The sequence below is a fragment of the Streptomyces sp. AC627_RSS907 genome (genome assembly GCF_019049165.1).
In genome coordinates this window covers 1-16910 of record NZ_JAGMUE010000062.1, presented here as the reverse complement: position 1 = coordinate 16910, position 16910 = coordinate 1, and the positions used below count along the sequence as shown (strand labels likewise).

The 16910-nt window shown below is 72.3% G+C and carries 11 protein-coding genes; 6 read left to right on the top strand and 5 right to left on the bottom strand.

The window, feature by feature from the left end; translation table 11 throughout:
- Positions 1-242 precede the first annotated feature (242 nt).
- Together KUM32_RS15680 and KUM32_RS15675 are read right to left on the bottom strand one after the other, a co-directional pair.
- The gene (locus KUM32_RS15680; protein WP_217142502.1) at positions 243-1340 is read right to left on the bottom strand and encodes a tetratricopeptide repeat protein; all 1098 of its coding nucleotides are present in this window, start codon (positions 1338-1340) and stop codon (positions 243-245) included.
- 46 nt (positions 1341-1386) lie between these two features.
- Positions 1387-4191, bottom strand: a complete 2805-nt coding sequence (locus tag KUM32_RS15675; RefSeq protein ID WP_217142501.1) for a CHAT domain-containing protein — start codon at positions 4189-4191, stop codon at positions 1387-1389.
- A 96-nt stretch (positions 4192-4287) separates the two neighbouring features.
- Between KUM32_RS15675 and KUM32_RS15670 the strand changes: the two genes are divergently transcribed.
- Genes KUM32_RS15670 through KUM32_RS15660 form a run of 3 tightly spaced genes read left to right on the top strand, consistent with a single transcriptional unit; the run spans position 4288 to position 6079 of the window.
- The gene (locus KUM32_RS15670) at positions 4288-4656 is read left to right on the top strand and encodes a hypothetical protein (RefSeq protein ID WP_217142500.1); all 369 of its coding nucleotides are present in this window, start codon (positions 4288-4290) and stop codon (positions 4654-4656) included.
- On the top strand, positions 4653-5543 hold the full coding sequence (locus KUM32_RS15665) for a hypothetical protein (protein WP_217142499.1): 891 nt from the start codon (positions 4653-4655) through the stop codon (positions 5541-5543). The genes KUM32_RS15670 and KUM32_RS15665 overlap by 4 nt, the downstream gene beginning before the upstream one ends.
- Complete coding sequence (locus KUM32_RS15660) at positions 5540-6079, top strand: hypothetical protein (RefSeq protein ID WP_217142498.1); 540 nt, start codon at positions 5540-5542, stop codon at positions 6077-6079. The genes KUM32_RS15665 and KUM32_RS15660 overlap by 4 nt, the downstream gene beginning before the upstream one ends.
- Before the next feature lie 115 nt (positions 6080-6194).
- On the opposite strand, the gene KUM32_RS15655 is transcribed toward KUM32_RS15660, so the two are convergent.
- Both KUM32_RS15655 and KUM32_RS15650 read right to left on the bottom strand, forming a co-directional pair.
- Positions 6195-11261: a DNA-binding protein gene (locus KUM32_RS15655; RefSeq protein ID WP_217142497.1), complete on the bottom strand. Its 5067-nt coding sequence runs from the start codon at positions 11259-11261 to the stop codon at positions 6195-6197.
- A 172-nt stretch (positions 11262-11433) separates the two neighbouring features.
- The gene (locus tag KUM32_RS15650) at positions 11434-12291 is read right to left on the bottom strand and encodes a DUF4132 domain-containing protein (RefSeq protein WP_217142522.1); all 858 of its coding nucleotides are present in this window, start codon (positions 12289-12291) and stop codon (positions 11434-11436) included.
- A 501-nt stretch (positions 12292-12792) separates the two neighbouring features.
- Between KUM32_RS15650 and KUM32_RS15645 the strand changes: the two genes are divergently transcribed.
- The 3 genes from KUM32_RS15645 to KUM32_RS15635 all read left to right on the top strand — a co-directional run bounded on the left by KUM32_RS15645 (position 12793) and on the right by KUM32_RS15635 (position 16100).
- Complete coding sequence (locus KUM32_RS15645; RefSeq protein ID WP_217142496.1) at positions 12793-13203, top strand: RidA family protein; 411 nt, start codon at positions 12793-12795, stop codon at positions 13201-13203.
- Positions 13204-13355: 152 nt separating this feature from the next.
- Positions 13356-15107, top strand: coding sequence for a LamG-like jellyroll fold domain-containing protein (locus KUM32_RS15640; protein WP_374227519.1), 1752 nt, complete (start codon positions 13356-13358; stop codon positions 15105-15107).
- Positions 15108-15362: 255 nt separating this feature from the next.
- Positions 15363-16100, top strand: coding sequence for a DUF2071 domain-containing protein (locus tag KUM32_RS15635; protein WP_217142495.1), 738 nt, complete (start codon positions 15363-15365; stop codon positions 16098-16100).
- Positions 16101-16335: 235 nt separating this feature from the next.
- On the opposite strand, the gene KUM32_RS15630 is transcribed toward KUM32_RS15635, so the two are convergent.
- Entirely contained in the window at positions 16336-16821 is a 486-nt protein-coding gene (locus tag KUM32_RS15630) for a pyridoxamine 5'-phosphate oxidase family protein (RefSeq protein WP_217142494.1), read from the bottom strand.
- Positions 16822-16910 lie beyond the last annotated feature (89 nt).

The window sequence follows — 16910 nt, the reverse complement described above, 5'->3', positions numbered from 1 at the left end:
GCTCCGCGGGGTACTGGTCACGAACGAGCCGCGGAGTGCACCGCTGTTCCGGAGGCCTGCCCCGTGGGGCCGACCGTGCTCGCCGCCCGGACGTGGAGCACGGCGTCGCACCGGGGCACGGCCACCGGCCGCGACCACGCTCGGTCCTGTGGCGGACCTCGTCAGCGAGCCGGCCGCTCACCCTCCGGTCGGCGGGCCGGTGAACCGGGCGGACCGGACCGCTGACGCGGCGAGGGCGTGGGTCACCCGCCCAACCGCGCGAGGATGCCGGTGAGTTCGCGTACGCGGGGGTGGTTCGGGCCATGTGTGCTCCGGTAGCCGTCGATCGCGTCGCGCAGCAAGGGAACCGCCTCGTTCGTACGGCCCTGGTTGGCCTTCGTCGCCGCCAGATCGACCTGCACGCCGAGGGTCGTCGAGTGCCGTGGCCCGTAGACCCGCCGACAGCCCTCCAGCGCCTCGGCGAGCCGCTCCTCGGCCTCGGTGACGCGGCCGAGCGCGTTGAGTACGGAGGCGTAATTGCGCCGGGCCTTCCAGGTGTCCCGGTGATCGTCGCCCAGCAGCCGCGACCGTGCGTCGACCAGGTGGCCGTACATCTTCAACGCCTCGGCGTGTCTGCCCTGGTGGGTGAGTACGGCGGCGAGGTTGTGCTGCACGGTCATGCTCATGTCGGTCGTGCCGTCGATGTCGTCCAGCATCTCCCGGTACATGCGCTCCGCCTCGGCGAGCCGGGCGGGAGAGCCACGCAATGTTCCCGCCAGGGTGTTCCTGCTGCTCAAGGTGTCCGGATGGGCCGCGCCGAGCGTGCGGGTGCGACGGAAGACCGTGTCCCGCATCAGTCCTTCCGCCTCCTCCCGGCGACCGAGGTCGATCAGCACTCTCGCCAGGTTCGACGCGATCTGCAACGTCTGCGGGTCGTCCTGGCCGCGCAGCCGCTCCCAGCCCGACAGGGCCTCCCGCAGCCACTCCTCGGCGCGCGCGGGGTTGCCGCCGTCCTGCAGGAGCCTGGTCAGGTCGTTCAGTGTCAGCAGCCTGTTCTCCTGATCGCCCGCGCGGGCGGCGGCCAGCCACTCCAACAGCGCGACGGCCTCGTCCTGTCTGCCGGGATTCCCGCCCAGCGCGACCGCGTACACGTGCAGGGCGTGCAGCGTCTCCGGGTGGTTCAGGCCGAGCTCCTCGCGTTTGTGCTGGAAATCGAGCCCGTGGGCGTACTCCGCCGTCACCGACAGTTTGATGTCGATCGAGGGCAACTCGCCTCGCCGCTCGGTCACGTTGATCTCGGCGCTGCCGAAGTCTCCCAGGTAGTGGTGGGTGGTCTTCGACTTCTTCCTCCAGAACGGCATGTCTCTCCCTGTCTCGGTCACACCCCGCCGCGGGCACGTCGCCGGGTCACCGGCCGGAATGGATGTACGCGGCCCACAGCGTCGGGGTCTTGTCGAAACGCGAGCGGCAGCGGCGTACCGCGTGGTGCAGAGCCGTCGCGACGTCCTCGCCCGCCGAGACGCTTTCGTGCAGGTCCACGGCGACCATCCGGGCGACGAGGTCGTTGACCTGCCACAGCGTGCCGACGACCTGCGGGTAGCCGGCAAGCTGGAACGCCGACACCAGGTGCAGGCTCTCGTCCGGGATCCGGTGAGCGCCGAGGGACGTCTCGCATGCCGACAGCACCGCGAGCCGGACACCGGACAGGTCGAGCGCGGACACGTCCAGCACCGAGAGCGGCCCGTCGTGCAGCAGCAGATGACCGGCCGACGGATCATCGGGATCGCTCGCCGCGTGACACGCGAAGTGCGCCGACGCGTGGGACGTCAGTGCGGCGCGGACCGAGTCGACCGTCGCCTCCGCGCCGCCCAGCCGCGTGGCCCGGGTCAGTGCCGCGATCCTGCTCGCCTCCCGCTCCGCACCGCGCAGTGTCCGCGCTCCCGTCGCCTCTGACACCGCCACGACCACCAGATCGTCGCCCGCTCCCGCGTGCCGCGCCCTGGCATGCCGCAACGCCCGCAACGTCGGTGTGTACGACGACACCACCCGATCGAGGACGGACGCGCCGTCCGGGAAGCGACCGGCCGCGTGGATCGGGAGCAACGCCAGCTGTCCCACCGGCGACCACCAGACCCGCGGCCAGGCGTCCGACGGCGCAGAGGTGTGACCGAGCCGCTCCAGCACGGGGCCGGTGACGAAGTCCCACAGCCAGCCGAGCACCTCCGCGGCGGTGGTCTGTGCACCGGCTTCGCCCGCGCCCGGCCGTGCCGACACGGCCAGCGCGGCGCCGAAAGCGGCCGCCCGGCCCGCTACGGAGTCCGGCGTCACGTCCGGCAATCCGACCACGGTGACCCCCGACGGACGGACGATCAACGCGTCACTGCGGTATCCGCTCACGTTGATCAGCACCACCGGCCCGTCCGCGGCGGCCTCCAGCAGCTCGTCGAGCTCCGGTGGAGCGAGGAAGTCCGCGAACCCCGGCAACGCACGCGCTTCGTCGAGCAGGTGCCGCAACCGGACGTCCAGGTCATGCCGTTCGTCCGCCGCGGCGCCCATGAGATGTCCGGAAGGAAGCAACCGGTCGAACGCGGCGCCCAGACGCTCCGCGAGCTCGGGCGCCACCGCGTGCAGACGGGACAGATCGCTGCGGCTCTGCAACACCTGTCCGCCGAGCACGCCACGGCCGAGTTCGAGCAAGCGCACCGCCGTCTCCGGATCGTTCGCCTGCAAGGCGCTCGCGGCGGCGTCGGCGGCGAGGCCGTCGAATTCCGCCAGCATCCGCTGCTGGTCCACACGGGCAAGACGCCGCGGTGCCACGAGCGGCAGCAGGCCGACCGCGAACGCGTAGGCGTCCCGGGCCCGGTCCCACCGTCCCGCCTCGGCCTCGGTCTCCGCCCACGCGCGTGCGGCCTTCGCCCGTGCCCCGGGCGGCAGCGCCTCGATCTCCGCCGCCTCGCGGAAGGCGCGGCCCGCGGATGCCAGCACCCCGGGGTCCTGCGTGAGTTCGTACTGGGCGTACAGGACGTCGCCATGGTTGAGCTGGGTCTCGCCGCGCCTTGTCGTGTCGGAAGCACTCGCCCGGACGGCGCTGCCCAGCGCCGTGACGGACCGGAGCAACGCCTCCCGGTCACCCCTGAATCCGTACTCGGCGAACCAGACCCGGCCCAGGTTGCCCAGTGCCACCACGTGGGTCTCTTCGCCGTACGGCACCGTCTCGACGACCCGGGTGTACGCGGCGATCGCCTGATCCAGGTCACCTTCCAGCCCCGTGCGCCGGAACCGTTCATGGTGCAGCATCCCCAGCAGCAGGGTGATCAGGCCCCGCCCTCCGCCCCCGCCACGCGCGGAACTGCCGATCTCCACGGCCTGGTCCAGCACGTCGAGCTCGCCGGTCTGTTCGACGAGGACCTGCACGGCGATCAGATAGTTCTCGCAGCGGTTCTCCCACAGGTACTCGTCAGGCCGGGTCGCCTCGAGCACCTGGCGCAGCAGGGTCACGCCCTCCCGTAACGCGGCGACGTCACCGGTCGCCCTGCCGCGGTCCCGCAACGCGGCGGCGAGGTCGACCTTGTGGTGCAGCAGGGCCCGCGAGTCGCTCGCCGTGCGTGCCATCGCGTCCCGCAAGTGCCGCACGGCGGTCTCCCGCACGGACTCGTCGCCCGTGTGTTCCCCGGATCGCTGCAGTACGTTGCCCAAGTGGTTGAGCCGCACCAGGTGGTCGGGGTCGTCCACGGGCGTCGCGAGGACGCTTTCCTCCAGGACACGGGCCGCGTCGACGAGGTCGGAGTGGTCGCGGGTCAGTTCGTACCGGAGGTACAGGGCCTTGCCCAGCACGTACAGGGCGGCCGGTACACGTGGCAGCCGTGCCACCGACTCGACGGCCTCCGCCACATAGGCACCGTCGCGGGTGTACTCGGCCAGCAGGATCAGCGTCTCTCCCCGCACCATCGCCGCCGCCAACCGGTTCTCCCCGTCCAGCAGCGGGATGGACTCGTCACACCCGGCCAGGGACTCGTGCAGCACGGACACGTCGCCGAAGTGCTGGAAGTGGTCGTGCAGCAACATGCTCAGGGTCACCCGCAAGGGGTGCCTGATCGGGTGATCCGGCACGTACCCGATGGCGGTCCGCAACTGCGCGATCCCTTCCAGCAGGTCGGCCGGGTCACCCGTGTGCCGGTAGCGGTCGCGCAACCCCACGGCCAAATCGTGCATCGCGTTCACCGAACCCCGCGCTGCCCCGCGCCTGCTCCGTTCGATCTCGCTGTCGAAGGGTGTCGGGCTCGTCACTTCGCAACTATCCTCACTGCGATGACCGTTGACCAACTGGCCGTGTTGTGCCGACGTCTGGCCGACGATACCGACGCAGTACGGACCTCGCCAGAGGTCAGGACGCTCGCCGAGTCGATCGTCGGCCGGGTGCGTGACGGTGTGGCGTGCGAGGAACTCGCTGAAGAGTTCGATGAGTTGGAGTTACTGCTTCTGAGGGCGGGACACGCGGCGGGGCTGGGCCCGGTCCGTTCGTACGAGCGGTTCCCCGGTGCGAGCGACGGGCGTCGCGTGCTCGAGGTGCTGGCGTGCCCCGCCGGTGTGTGCCCGCGGGTCGAGGTGCCGGACGCGGAGCCGGTGTTCTGCGGGGTGTTCCGGCAGCCGATGGTGGTCACGAGGCTGCGGTCGTGACCAGGTTCCTCGAGGCACTGGGCGGAAAGCTGGCCGAGCGCTGGATCGCCCTGATGCTGGGGCCCAGTGTGCTGTTGTTGAGCGTGGCCGCCGTCGGTGTGACGCTCGGGCACCGGCGCTGGCACGACACCGGCCTGCTGCTCACGCGGCTCAACGAGCTGTCGGCCGAGCCCGCGTTGCGCAACACCGGCACGCTCATCCTCCTGCTGGCCGGACTGCTGGCCGCTTCGGCGGGTCTGGGTCTGACCGCCACCGGGCTGGGCGTGACGGTGGAACGGCTGTGGCTCGCGCCCCGGCCCCGCTGGCTCGCCGACCGGCGCCGACGGCGATGGGAAGACGCCCAGTCGGCGTTCAACCACGCCTTGCTGGAGGCCGCCAGGGCCGAGGGCACCCCTGAGGCGGCGGAGGCCGCGGCCCGGGCCAGGGAGCTCAACGCCCGGCGCAACCGGATCGGTCTCACGGCGCCGGACCACCCGTTCTGGCTCGGCGACCGTATCGCCGCCGTCGACACACGCGTGTGGAGGGCCTACAGGCTCGACATCACCTCCGCGTGGCCACGCATCTGGCTCACACTGGCCGAGGACGTCCGCGCCGAGATCGTCACGTCCCGCGCCAGACTCGCCGCCGCGGCCAGGCTGATGGCATGGGCCGTCGGCTATGTCGCCGTGGGTGCCCTGTGGTGGCCGTCGGCGGTCGCCGGTGCCGTCGCGGCCGCCACCGCGTGGCGCCGGGCGCGGATCGCGGGCGTGGCGTTCGCGGAGCTCGCCGAGTCGGCCGTCGACCTGCACGGCCGACAGCTCGCGGAGAGTCTCGGGATCCCCTGCGAGGGAACGCTCACCGAGGACGTGGGGGCTGAGATCACGTCGTTGCTGAGGAAACAGACGTGAGCTTGTTCCGCCACAGGTCCGAGCCCACGCCGGCCGACGAGGCGATCCTGGTGATCGACCAGTACGCGCTGCCCTACCGGTCACCGCACTGGTACGGGCACGCGAACTACCACGTCCGGGTCTTCCGTCCCGACAAGGCACGGAAGCCGGTCGTCATCATGGGTGACCTGGCCAACGACCCGGTGGCGTCGATCAGCAACAAGTGCCCGGAGGTCACGGCCATCGTGGCGGACCTGGTGCTCGGCCGGCCCGGGGTGCACCCCAGCCGGCTGGAGGAACACGCTCGCTGGGTCACCTACCTTCCCGCCACCACGTTCGGCGAGTCGTTCACCGAGGTGCACGGTTTCGACGTGGTGCCCGGCTACGAGCCACGGCTCGTGACGAACAGGCACAGACACCTTCGCCGCGAGGACGCCGAGGACCTGGTCGGTGGATCCCTCCGCGCGTGGCACCGACGCCACTACACCGTCGCGAAGCTTCAGCGACGTGGCGTCCGCGTGATGCGGGTGCACACGGCAGGTCTGGAAGGCTCATGAAGATCCCGCCGAGGGGTCGTCCGGCCGGCTGCCGGACGACCACCCTCGGTCTACGGTCTACGCGGTGGCCGGGTTGGCGGGGCGGACCGCGGGCCGCCCGGCCGCATCCCGCCCGTCAGCGGCGCTTGCGCGGTCGTGGCGCCTCGACCTCTTCGAAGCGGGGTCCGTCCCCGTCCACGACGCGCTGCCAGGCGCGCCGGTAGAGGTCGGCGGCGGGCTCGGTGGGGACGACGACGCCGAGGGGTGCGTTCTCACCGTCGAGGAGGGGGTGGAGCGGCAGCTTCCATCGTTCGAGGGGGATGTGCGGCTTGGGGAGGGAGACCCATTCCCCCGGCAGGAACAGGGTCCGGCCGGCGCGGGTGCGTCTGCCTTCCACCACGAGGCCGGTCGCCGCGAGCCGGTCGCGGGCGGCGCGGAGCCGGGCCGTACCGCCCCGCCGCCTCGGCCAGCCGGTCCAGAGGGCTGTGTTGCGGTCGGTCGGGTCCGGCATGGCGAGCACCATCAGGTAGAGGACGGCGGCGTCCTCATCGATGCCGTACCGCTCGGCCACCTCGGCGACGAGGGCGGGGACGGAATGACCGGGGTGCTGCGGCCACCACCGGCCGTCCTCGTCCCGCGCGTCCGGCCCGGGCTCTCCGGGGTCGGCGAGCAGCGCGGCGAACCGTTCGTCGCCGAGCAGGCGGAGCGCGGTCTCCTCCGCTCCCCGGGGGCCGCTGCCGAAGAGGGCCTCCAGGAGCGGTTCGCCCTCGTCCTCGCCGCGCACCACCGAACGGAAGGACGCGTGCGGATGGCGGGCCTCCTCGCCCACCACGACGGGGCCGTAGCGCAAGGCGTGCTCCCCGGCCTGCACGGGCTCCCCGAACAGCCGCCGCAGCATCTCCGTATCGGCGTCGTGGGCGTGCAGCGCGACCATCACCTCAGGATCGGCCAGACGGTCGCGTACCGCGGCCAACGCTCCGGCGAGAGCCGTACGCACCGGATCACCGACGGGGAGCCGGTGGGCCAGACAGGCTGTCAGGGCCGCGGTCCCTTTCAGCACCCCGACGTCCAAGGTGGGCGTCCCCTGCGAGGCGCCGATGCCGTCATGCCCACCGAGCACGTCGCTGTGGAACCGCGGGTCGGTGTCTGCGTGAAGGAAAGCGCGCACGGCGTCGTAGGGCCACCACCACTCATCGGCCATGGTCTCGGCCGCCAACCGGAGCGGCTCCTCGGGGACGGGAGTGCGCCGGCCGACCATGCTGTTCCAGACCTCCGCGGCCGCGACCGCGTCGGGGCCGTCCGTCCACAGCCGGGTCGGGTCGGTGGGCAGCAACGCGTCCAGGACGGCCCGCCGGACGGCGGGGGCCGCCAGGGTCTGCAGGAGGTCCTTGCCCAGGCGTACGTCGGCAGGCTGCACGCCGATGGTCTTGAGCGTCTCGGTGGGCATGGCCCGGTCGTCGCCGGTACGCGGCATCCCGGCGACCAGGAGCCGGGCCATGGTCGGGGTGGTTCCGGTGAGCCGCGCGAAGGTCTCGGCGGCCTCGGGGAACCAGGGGGCGGGGCCGCGCTCGGCGAGTTCGGCGAGGAACACGGCGCTCCAGCCGGGAGCGCGCTTCGGCTCCGGCACGAACGGACCGTCGGCCACCCGCAGATACGGGGCGGGTGTCTCGAACCGGCCCGCCGGATCGTGGTGGACCGCCCTCAGGGTCCGCGACCCGCCCGAGGGGAGGTTCCACTGCGGGGTGTGCTCCCACCCCTTGCAGAAGAGGAGGAAGGCGCCGTCACCTACGACGCGGACTGTCGGAGGGTACTCGGCATCGTGCAGCTCACGGGGGTCTTTGAGCAGTGCCGTGTCCGGTTCCAACAGGACGACGCGCCAGTGCGCGGGATTCAGTTCCGCGAGCCCTCGCGCGGTCGTTTCGGCGAAGTACGCGTGGAGCGCCGCGCGGTCGACGTCCGGAGTGGCCCGGGACGCAGCCCGCAGGGCGAGAGGGGCCGCCATCGAGGGCAGGTTCCGCCAGTTCAGGATGTCGATCGGGTCCAGGGACGGCGGCTCGCTGTCCGACTCGGTCCCGGTGGGTGTCCGGACCAGGTCGCCGATCAACCCCAGGGAGTCGAAGAGGCAGTGCCAGTAGTCGTTGACGTGACGGCCGGCGACCAGGTCGAGGCCGCCCAGCGCCCTGGCGAGTGTCTCGTCGCCGGGAGGCTCGGGCCGGTCGTCCCGAGGGGCCGTGCCCGCCGAGTTCGCCCGCGGCCCGCTCGGCTCCGGTGCGTCTGATCCGGAAGCGGCCGTCTGCCCTCCGCCCGTCTCCCGCGCGGCTTCGGCGGCGAGGACGGCGGCGTCCAGACGGGCACGCACCGTGTCCAGGACGCTCTGGTACTCGGCGGCGTACCGCACCACTCCGGCGATGCCCGTGCGCAGCGCATGATGTTCCACCTCCGGCAGCAGGGTGCGGATCAGGTCGAGCAGCCGGCTCGGGCCGTCCGCGCCGGACGGTTCGTCCCCGGCCCCCTCCTGCCGCTCCGCGACGGCGGCGGTCAGCAGTTCCGTCACGGTCTCCTCGCCGATCCGGCGGAGCGCCGCGGAACCCTGCGGGTCGCGGGGCCGGAGCAGGTGCCAGAAGTTCTGGGGCGGCAGAAGCCGGGTGCCCGCGGCGAAGCCGGGCGCGCCGCCCGCTCCTTGCGGGACCACGGCCATGACGGTGCCGTCGCCGTCGAGTACCTTGATGTCGCCGTTCTCGCAGATCACCGCCAGCGAGTGGCCGGTTCCGGGGAACTCCAGCGCGTGCCGGGGGAGTCCCGTCCCGGCGGGCAGACGGATCGTGCGTCCGGCGAGGTCCTCGGCTCGACGGGAGCCGTCGGGCAGTTCCAGCACGCGCCAGCCGATCAGGCCGTCCACCGGGGCGCACAACGGCCCCGGTTCGGCGGAGGAGAGCGGCAGCAGCCGGGCCGCCAGCAGTCGGCTTCCCGGCGGGGCGGCGCGCAGGCCATCGCTGAACCAGCCCGGCATACCGGTCCCGCCCAGGGTGTCGGTGACCGGATCGTACGTGTACCAGCGGGGCTCCCGGTGCGGGTGGTCGCTGTCCTGAGCCAGCACCCAGAAGGACGTCCCGTCACTGAGCAGCTCCCGCTCGGGCGGAAAGACGGAATCCCCCGGACGCACCACGCCGCCCCCGGTGGTCCGTCCGCCGCCGGGAAGCGGCAGGGTGCACTTCCCTGTGCCCTCGTTACTCCAACGGACCCCGCTCATGCGGGGGACCGGGCGTCCGGAGGGGACCGGCTCCGGCGCGCCGCGCGGCCAGGAGACCTGCGCGTCGGACCCGTCCACCGGCTGCCAGTACACGCCCAGTTCACCGTCGACGTAGTGGCACTCGATGTGGGCGAGGTGAGGCGTCCCGTCCGGAACCTCCACAGTGTGGGCGAGTACGGCGCCTTCTTCACCGATCACCCTGACCTGCATGTTCGCCTGAAGGACGAGGTGGGGCCAGGCGTCGGCGACGGCGATCTCCTCCGGCGGGTTCCGCGTCCCCAGAGCCTCGACCGCTTCGTCCCAGGCGGACCAGCCCAGTTCGTCGAGTATGCCGGAGCGCAGGGTACGGGTGAGGGCGGGGGCGAGGCCGGGGGCCAGGGCGGCCCGCACCTCCGCCTCGGCGACGGCCAGGATCTCTCCCGACAGCTCCTGCAGTCTGTACAGAGGGGAGCCGTACCGCGAGGAGAACGCGCTCAGCTCGGCGGAGAGATACGCGCGGGCCGTGTGAGCCACCCAGTCGGCGAGCATCGGCCGTCCGCCGGGGGAAGCGGCCAGCAAAGCGTGTTCCTCGCGGTTCACGTACCGGTCGCAGCCGTTGCGGAAGGCCGGGCGGAAACGGGCGTCGGCACGGAGGGCGAGGAGGTCGCTGCGGTCGTCCTCCCGCGCCCACACGTCCAGCCGGATCGCCTCCCACGGTTCCGGGGCGGACAGCGGTATGCCCAGGGCCAGGAGCCGGTCGAGGAGAACGGCATCCGCGGGCGCCGGGAGCGATGCGTCACCGGCGGCCAGTTCGGCGCGCAGGACGCCGGCCATCCGGTCGAAAAGCGGATACAGATCGCGTGGTGGCCCGGCCTCCAGCAGGCTGCGCGCCCAGCCGGCGGTGCCGTCGGGAGGGCGTACGTCGGAGGGAAGCGTGGTGTCGAACAACCCGGCGAGGGCGCCGGTCTCCTCCAGCAACTCCGCCCAGTACGTGAGTTCGTGCTGCTTCCAGCCCGAGGGCATGATGCCCAGCAGGACGCCGCGGAAGGCGGGTTCCCGCCGGATGAGTTCCCGCAGCGCCTTCTCGTTCGCCGTCCACCAGCTGGTGGGCGCCTTGGCCGTGCCCGGCTGCACCAGCATCTGGCGCAGATGGTCGACCTCCACGTCGAACGCGCCCTTGCCCACGGCTGCTTTCGCCAGCCTGCGCAGATCGCCCACGCCCGGGCCCGAGGGGGCCAGCCCGTGCGCCGCGAGCCGCACGAACAGCCCGCGCACGTGCCGCAGCGCCGTGCCGGACGTCATCCGGGAGCGGGACGGCAGCCCCTTCGCGTAGCTGGAGAGCATGTTCGACTGCACGGCGTCGGCCAGGGAGAACTCGAGGAAGACCGCGTCCATCCGCTCCTCGTCGAACGGCAGCCCGTGCGCGGTCTCCGCCTTACGCGCGTTGGAGAACATCATGGAGGCGTACGACTTCTCGTCGACGTCCAGGAACACCCGGCCCGCCTGCTCGTAGAAGGTGGGCAGGAAGTGCGGTACGGCGCCCGCGAGTTCCCGGCCGATCTTCTCGAAGGACGCGCGCGCCCTCTTGGGGCTGGACCTCGCCGTCCGCGAGATCTTCTCCATGCGCTCGACGACGGTCATGGCGAGGTGGCCGTCCTCGGGGTGGTGGACGAGAACCCATTCCGGAAAGCCCAGCGCCCGCGGCTGCGCCACCCCGACCTCGACCGGCTCGCCCTCGGTCTCCAGGCCGAGGAAGCCCGTGCCGGGGTCCTCTCCCGGTTCCATGGAGACCAGGCGTACGACGACCTGGTCGTCGGCGAGCGCGGGATGCCGGTAGGTCCGGGCGACTACCGGGACAGCCCGGACACCGCCCCCGGCGGTACCCGGGGGCAGGACCGCGCCGGCCCGCAGCAGCTTCTCCGTGTCCAACGTCGTACCGCCCCCTGCGGGGGTGTCCGTCTTCGTGCTGTCCATGCTGTCCGTGCCTTCTTCCGTCGCTGTGCAGGGGCGTGCGAGGACCTGTGTGCCCCCGGGGCACGCCCGTCGGTGCTGGTCTCGTCCTGTACGGCGGGCAGGGGAATCCTCGGGGCGCCCGCCCGGTCGCCCCGGCGCCGAGGCGCCGTTCAGCCGGTGTGGTGGTTCGCGGTCACCGTGCGCCGGCGTGCAGGGCGGCGGCCATGCGCATTCCCTCGGACCAGGCGACGGGGCCGACGTCGGTGAGGGGCAGCGGGGAGCCGTGCGGGTCGCTCCAGGCCACTTCGCCGACCGTCGCCCCGTCGGCGTTGTCGTAGGCGTTGCCCACGTGGACCGCCGCGATGACGGTCCGCCCCGCCTCCTGGAGCCGGACGGTGGCATGGTCGCCGCCGACCTTGTGCCCGAGGGCGGTGGCCCGGCCCACCAGGCGGTGCCAGGACTCGTAGTACGCGCCGGCGAACGTCGCGGCCTCGTCCGCGAGGGCATCGGCCGCCTCCGGCTTGCGCCATGTGGCGCGGTGGAGCTGTTCGACGCGCTGGGAGACACCGGTCTCGGCTGCGTGCGCCCGCAGTTCCTCCAACTGCGGAAGCAGGGCGGGGTGCGGCAGGGTCACAGTGGGGGACGAGATGCGGAGGGTGTCACCGCCGGTCGTCACCACGAGCGGCAGCCCACGGGCGCTCCCGGCGCCCCCGGTCTCTTCGACGCCCCGCAGAAATCCGGTCTCCTCGGGGCTCTCACCGACCACGACGAGATCGCGCAGGGCGCTGCGCCATGCCTCGTCGGGCCATACCTGCGCCAGCAGGGCAGTGGACACGGGCAGCGAGGACACCATCCAGGTCTCCACCTGCTTCACACACCCGGCCGCATGCCACTCCAGCCACTCGGCGAACCGCTGGAGTCCGGTCACCACCGGATGGTCCCGCAGCTCCGCGGGCAGGCTGCCCGGCCGCTCCCCCGCAGCGGACCTCGCCACCACCCGCCCTTCCACGAGCGCGATCTCGTATGTGTCACCCGCGGCCAGCCAGCCCATGTGCGTCCCCGTCATTCGTCGTCCCGGAAGTCGGCACAGCACCGCTGCGGCCCGGATCGCGCCGCTCGCCTGTGACGATGCCCGAAGACTAGTCACGGGCGCTGACAACACTGTTTCGCCGAAGGGCCCGGCCGCGCGTGAGTGCTCCTGTCGGGCCGCCACCGGAGCGGACTGCCAGGAGCACTCCCGTCCGGCATCCAGGTGGACCGGCCGGCCCTTGGGTTCCAGCGGCGGATCCCACCGGGCCCAGGTCCGGCCCGTGGTCCGCCAGGAGCTCCGGCGCCCGGCCTGGTGTGACGTCGGCAGTACGCACCTCCTGCCCGGTCGGGCGAACCCGGTAGGGCTCGGGCACCTCCAGGTTCCTCAGTTTCGAAAAAGTGCGTTCTTCCAGCTCAGCGCAGAGTTTCCTATCGTTACCGAGTATCCGCCAGAGACCGGGAACGGCCCGGTCCAGTGGGTGCGGGCCTCCGGGCCCCGGGCACGTACGGAGAATGAACGATCATGACCATCACGCTGGTGAACCCCGAGGGACTGCCGAAGATCGACGCCTATCACCAGGTCTCCATCGCCACCGGCTCCCGGCTCGTCTTCGTCGCCGGACAGGTTTCCTGGGACGCCGCGGGGCGCACCGTCGGCGAGGGTGATCTCGCCGCCCAGGTCGAGCAGAGCTACCTCAATGTCGCCGCCGCTCTGGCCGGCGCCGGCGCCTCCTTCGACGACGTGGTGAAGCTGACCGTCTACGTCGTCGACTGGACCCCCGACAAGATGGCCGCCTTCGGCGAGGGCGTGGCCAGGGCGGCCGCGAAGCTGGGCGGCGCCACTCCCGTTCCCCCGGGCACCCTGATCGGCGTCGCGGCCCTCTCCTCGCCCGACCACCTCGTCGAGGTCGAAGCCACCGCCGTCCTCGACTGAAAGGGCGCCCACCCGGTCACGACGTCCGGGGAGACAGCGGGGGAGTGAGGGCCGAGGAACCGTCGGTGTCACCCCCTGGCCCACCGTGCGGGTGGTGGCGCGCTGTCCTCGTATGCTGCGGCGGTCCGGTGATCGTGCGGGAGGGATTCGTCGTGGTGCGGCCTTTGGAGCAGGGAGACCCGAGTTCTCTGGGTGACTACCAGGTGGTGGGGCGCCTGGGAGAAGGGGGAATGGGGCGGGTCTTCCTGGGGCGTTCCCCGGGCGGCAGGCAGGTGGCGATCAAGGTGGTGCACGCGTCGTTGGTGCACGAGCCGGAGTTCCGGGACCGGTTCCGCCGCGAGGTGCGGGCGTCGCGTCTGGTCGGGGGCGCCTTCACCGCTCCGGTGATCGACGCCGACACGGAGGCCGAACAGCCCTGGATGGTCTCCAGCTACATCGCCGGGCCATCGCTCCACCAGGCAATCACCGATCAGGGGGCCCTGCCGCCGGTGACGCTGACTGCGCTGGCCGCGGGCCTGGCGGAAGCACTGGCCTCCATCCACCGGGCCGGGCTGGTGCACCGCGACCTCAAGCCCTCCAACGTGCTGCTCGCCGACGACGGTCCCCGCGTCATCGACTTCGGGATCGCCCGGGCATTCGATACCGCCGGTCTCACCAGGACCGGGGCCACGATCGGTTCGGCGGGCTTCATGTCTCCCGAGCAGGTCCACGGTGGCGAGATGACCGCCGCAAGCGACGTCTTCTCCCTGGGGGCGGTGCTGGCCTTCGCAGCCACCGGCGTCGGCCCGTTCGGTGTGGGCCCGGCACCCGCCATGCTCTACCGCGTGGTGTACGAGGAACCAGACCTGGCGGCCGTCCCGGACCCTGGCCTGCGTTCCCTGATAGCCGACTGCCTGGCCAAGGACCCAGCCCTCCGTCCCACCCCGCGACAGCTCCTTGGCACGGTGGCCCCGGCCGCGCCCTGGACCGGTCACACACCGGCGGCCGGACCGGCCACCGGTGGTCAGGCCGGTGTGCCCACCCGGCGCGCCACCCTCGCGGAGATGTTCACCCAGTACGCCGGAGCGCCGCTCACCCCACCGGCGGCGTCCGGCGGACAGCGGGCCGAGTCGGAGGATCCCCGCCGGTCCATGGGTCTCGCCACGGCGCCCCCGGCCGCCGGCAGGACCGCGGAAGCGGCAGACCCCACGGCCTCCCCGGGGCCGGGAGACCCCGCCGGAGTCCACGAGAAGGCCGCGGCCCTCGTGGCTCCGCCGCCCGCGCCCGGCTTCGGCCCGGTGGCGGAGCCACCGCGACTGCGCCCCGTCGGAGCCTGGCCGCTCGACGAACGCTCAGGAACGCGGGCGGCCGACACCACCGGACACCACCACGCCGTGGCCACGGCGGTCAGGTGGGGCGAAAGCCATGGCGAGGGCGCCGCGTTCAACGGGTTCACCAGCGAAGTGGTCACCGACGCCGCACTGATCGACACCGCCCGCGGCAGCTTCACCGTCAGCGCATGGGTCCGCCTCGGCGTGATACCCCCGCACTTCGTCACCGCGGTCAGCCAGGACGGCGAGGAGACAAGCGGCTTCTACCTCCAGTACTCCTCCCACGAAGGCCGCTGGGCCTTCGCCCGCCCCGACCTGCGGGTCGCGTCGAGGACCCGGCCGGTCGCCGGAGTGTGGACCCACCTGACCGGTGTCTGCGACAGCTTCGCCGGGGAACTGCGTCTCTTCGTGAACGGCGTCGAGGAGGGGGCGATCCGCGACCGGAGGCCGACACCGTCCGAAGGTCCCTTCGTCATCGGCCGCGCCTGGTACGGCGGAAGACCGGTCGATCACTTTCCGGGCAGCATCAGGGACGTGATGGTCTTCGACCGCGCCCTCACCGAGAGGGAAGCCGGCAGCCTGTCCCGGCCGTGATCCAGCCGCGGCCCGGCGCACAGGCGCTCACCCTCGCAAGCCCCGGCGCGCAGGCGCTCACCCCGCAAGCCCCGGCGCCGGGGCGGTTCGCCTCCCGCCCCTACCACCGCCCGGCCCGCCCCTTGCTCTCACCGCCGTCATCAGACGCGGACTGCTCGTGCCGCGCCTGCCCTTGAGCGCGTCCTCCAGCAACGGAGCGCTGGTGGTGCGCCGGAATTCACCCCGCGCAACGTTCTTGCAGGAGAGGAAGACACTGTGGAGCGACGACCGAGGGTCCGCTGGCATCACGCCGCAGCCGACCTCGCCGACTTCGCGATAGTGAGCTGGGCCGCGAACCCGGCCCGCGTTGCGGCCTTGCTTCCGGACGGCTTCGAGCCCGACGTGCGAGAGGGCGTCACGCCAGTGTCACTGGTGGCCTTCCGCGATCACCGGTTCCACTTCCGTTTCGCCCCGCCGGCCGCGCTGTCCACGGGGCAGGTGAACTACCGCACCTACGTACGGCACGCCGGACAGAGCGGGGTCTGGTTCTTCGGGACCTCCCTGGGCAGCCGGCTCGTTCACCTGCCGGCCACGCTGTGGAAAATGCCCTGGTACCACGAGCGTGTCGAGGTCCGGGCGACCTGGGAGGGCGACGAGGCCCGGACCTGGCGGCTGCGTACGCACGGCGACTGGGGGGCCGCGGGGGTCACGCTGCGGGGCATGGGCCGCCCACAGCCGCTGCCGCCCGGGTTCACCACTGCCGACGAGGTCAGCCGCATACTGACCGACCCCGCCCTGGGCTGGTACGCCCGCCGCGACGGCAGCGGTGTCGGACGCTATTCGGTGTGGCACGAACCCCTGGTGCTGGAGGAAGCCGAAGTGCAGTCCGCCCACAGCCAGGTCTTCACCGATCTGGGCCTCATCACTCCCGGCCAGGCACCGTGCCACGCGGGGCTGCAACGGCACTCCGTGTTCGATATCCACACCCCACCCAGACGGCAGTCCCCCTTGTGACCAGCCCCGTGAACTCCCCCGGCAGTACCCTGCCCTGACGAGGACAGCGGGACGAAGGCCGCCGACACTGCCCAGGAGCGCGCTGCTGAGTACCTGCTCGCGACGCGCCGGAAGCTGCTGCGCGAGCAGGCCGCCGCCCGGAACGGGCAGACCGGGTCCGCGCCGTGACGGACCGGCTGCCCGAGCTCGCCGCCCGCCCGCTGGACGGCGACGCCACGGGGCGGTGATGAGCCTTCTAGGCGCGCCTGAGGATGCGCAGGGGCTTGCCGGGCTGCCAGACCTGGACGACCAGGTACGCGTCGTCCTCGACGTGGGTCCGGACGACCTCCGTCAGCTCGGTACGGAAGAGGTGGAACGGCTCCGGCGGTTCCACCTCTTGCGCGTACCCGGCCCGTGTCGCGGGGTCCTCGACCTCGACCGCCCGGCCGCCGATCCGCACGTCCCCGCCGCCCATGCCGGTGCCGCCCCCCGGGTTCGCCTGCAACGCGAACCGCGGGTCCCGGCGCAGGTCGAGCGCCTTCAGTGAACCCGGCATCATCCCGAGCCACAGCTCGCCGTTCAGAAAACGCACTTCCAGGCCGGTGGTGCGCGGAGAGCCGTCCTTGCGCAGGGTGGCGAGGACGTGGTGGGTGTAGGCGCCGAAGCGCGCCTCGACGGTGGCGGACAGCCCGGGCTCGGCGGTGGTGAACGCGGCCCAGCTCGCGGCGGTGCTCGATGTCATACGCCGAGTCTGGCCCCGAAACACGACATCCTCTGTCCGGTATAGGGGTGGGGGCACGGCGGAGGTCAGGAGGGGGCGGGGGTCGGGAG

What these genes read in the sequence shown, in the direction of transcription:
- KUM32_RS15680 (WP_217142502.1), bottom strand. Translation starts at nt 1,340, where the DNA reads ATGCCGTTCTGGAGGAAGAAGTCGAAGACCACCCACCACTACCTGGGA.
- KUM32_RS15675 (WP_217142501.1), bottom strand. Translation starts at nt 4,191, where the DNA reads ATGCACGATTTGGCCGTGGGGTTGCGCGACCGCTACCGGCACACGGGT.
- KUM32_RS15670 (WP_217142500.1), top strand. Translation starts at nt 4,288, where the DNA reads ATGACCGTTGACCAACTGGCCGTGTTGTGCCGACGTCTGGCCGACGAT.
- KUM32_RS15655 (WP_217142497.1), bottom strand. Translation starts at nt 11,261, where the DNA reads ATGGACAGCACGAAGACGGACACCCCCGCAGGGGGCGGTACGACGTTG.
- KUM32_RS15650 (WP_217142522.1), bottom strand. Translation starts at nt 12,291, where the DNA reads ATGGGCTGGCTGGCCGCGGGTGACACATACGAGATCGCGCTCGTGGAA.
- KUM32_RS15645 (WP_217142496.1), top strand. Translation starts at nt 12,793, where the DNA reads ATGACCATCACGCTGGTGAACCCCGAGGGACTGCCGAAGATCGACGCC.
- KUM32_RS15630 (WP_217142494.1), bottom strand. Translation starts at nt 16,821, where the DNA reads ATGACATCGAGCACCGCCGCGAGCTGGGCCGCGTTCACCACCGCCGAG.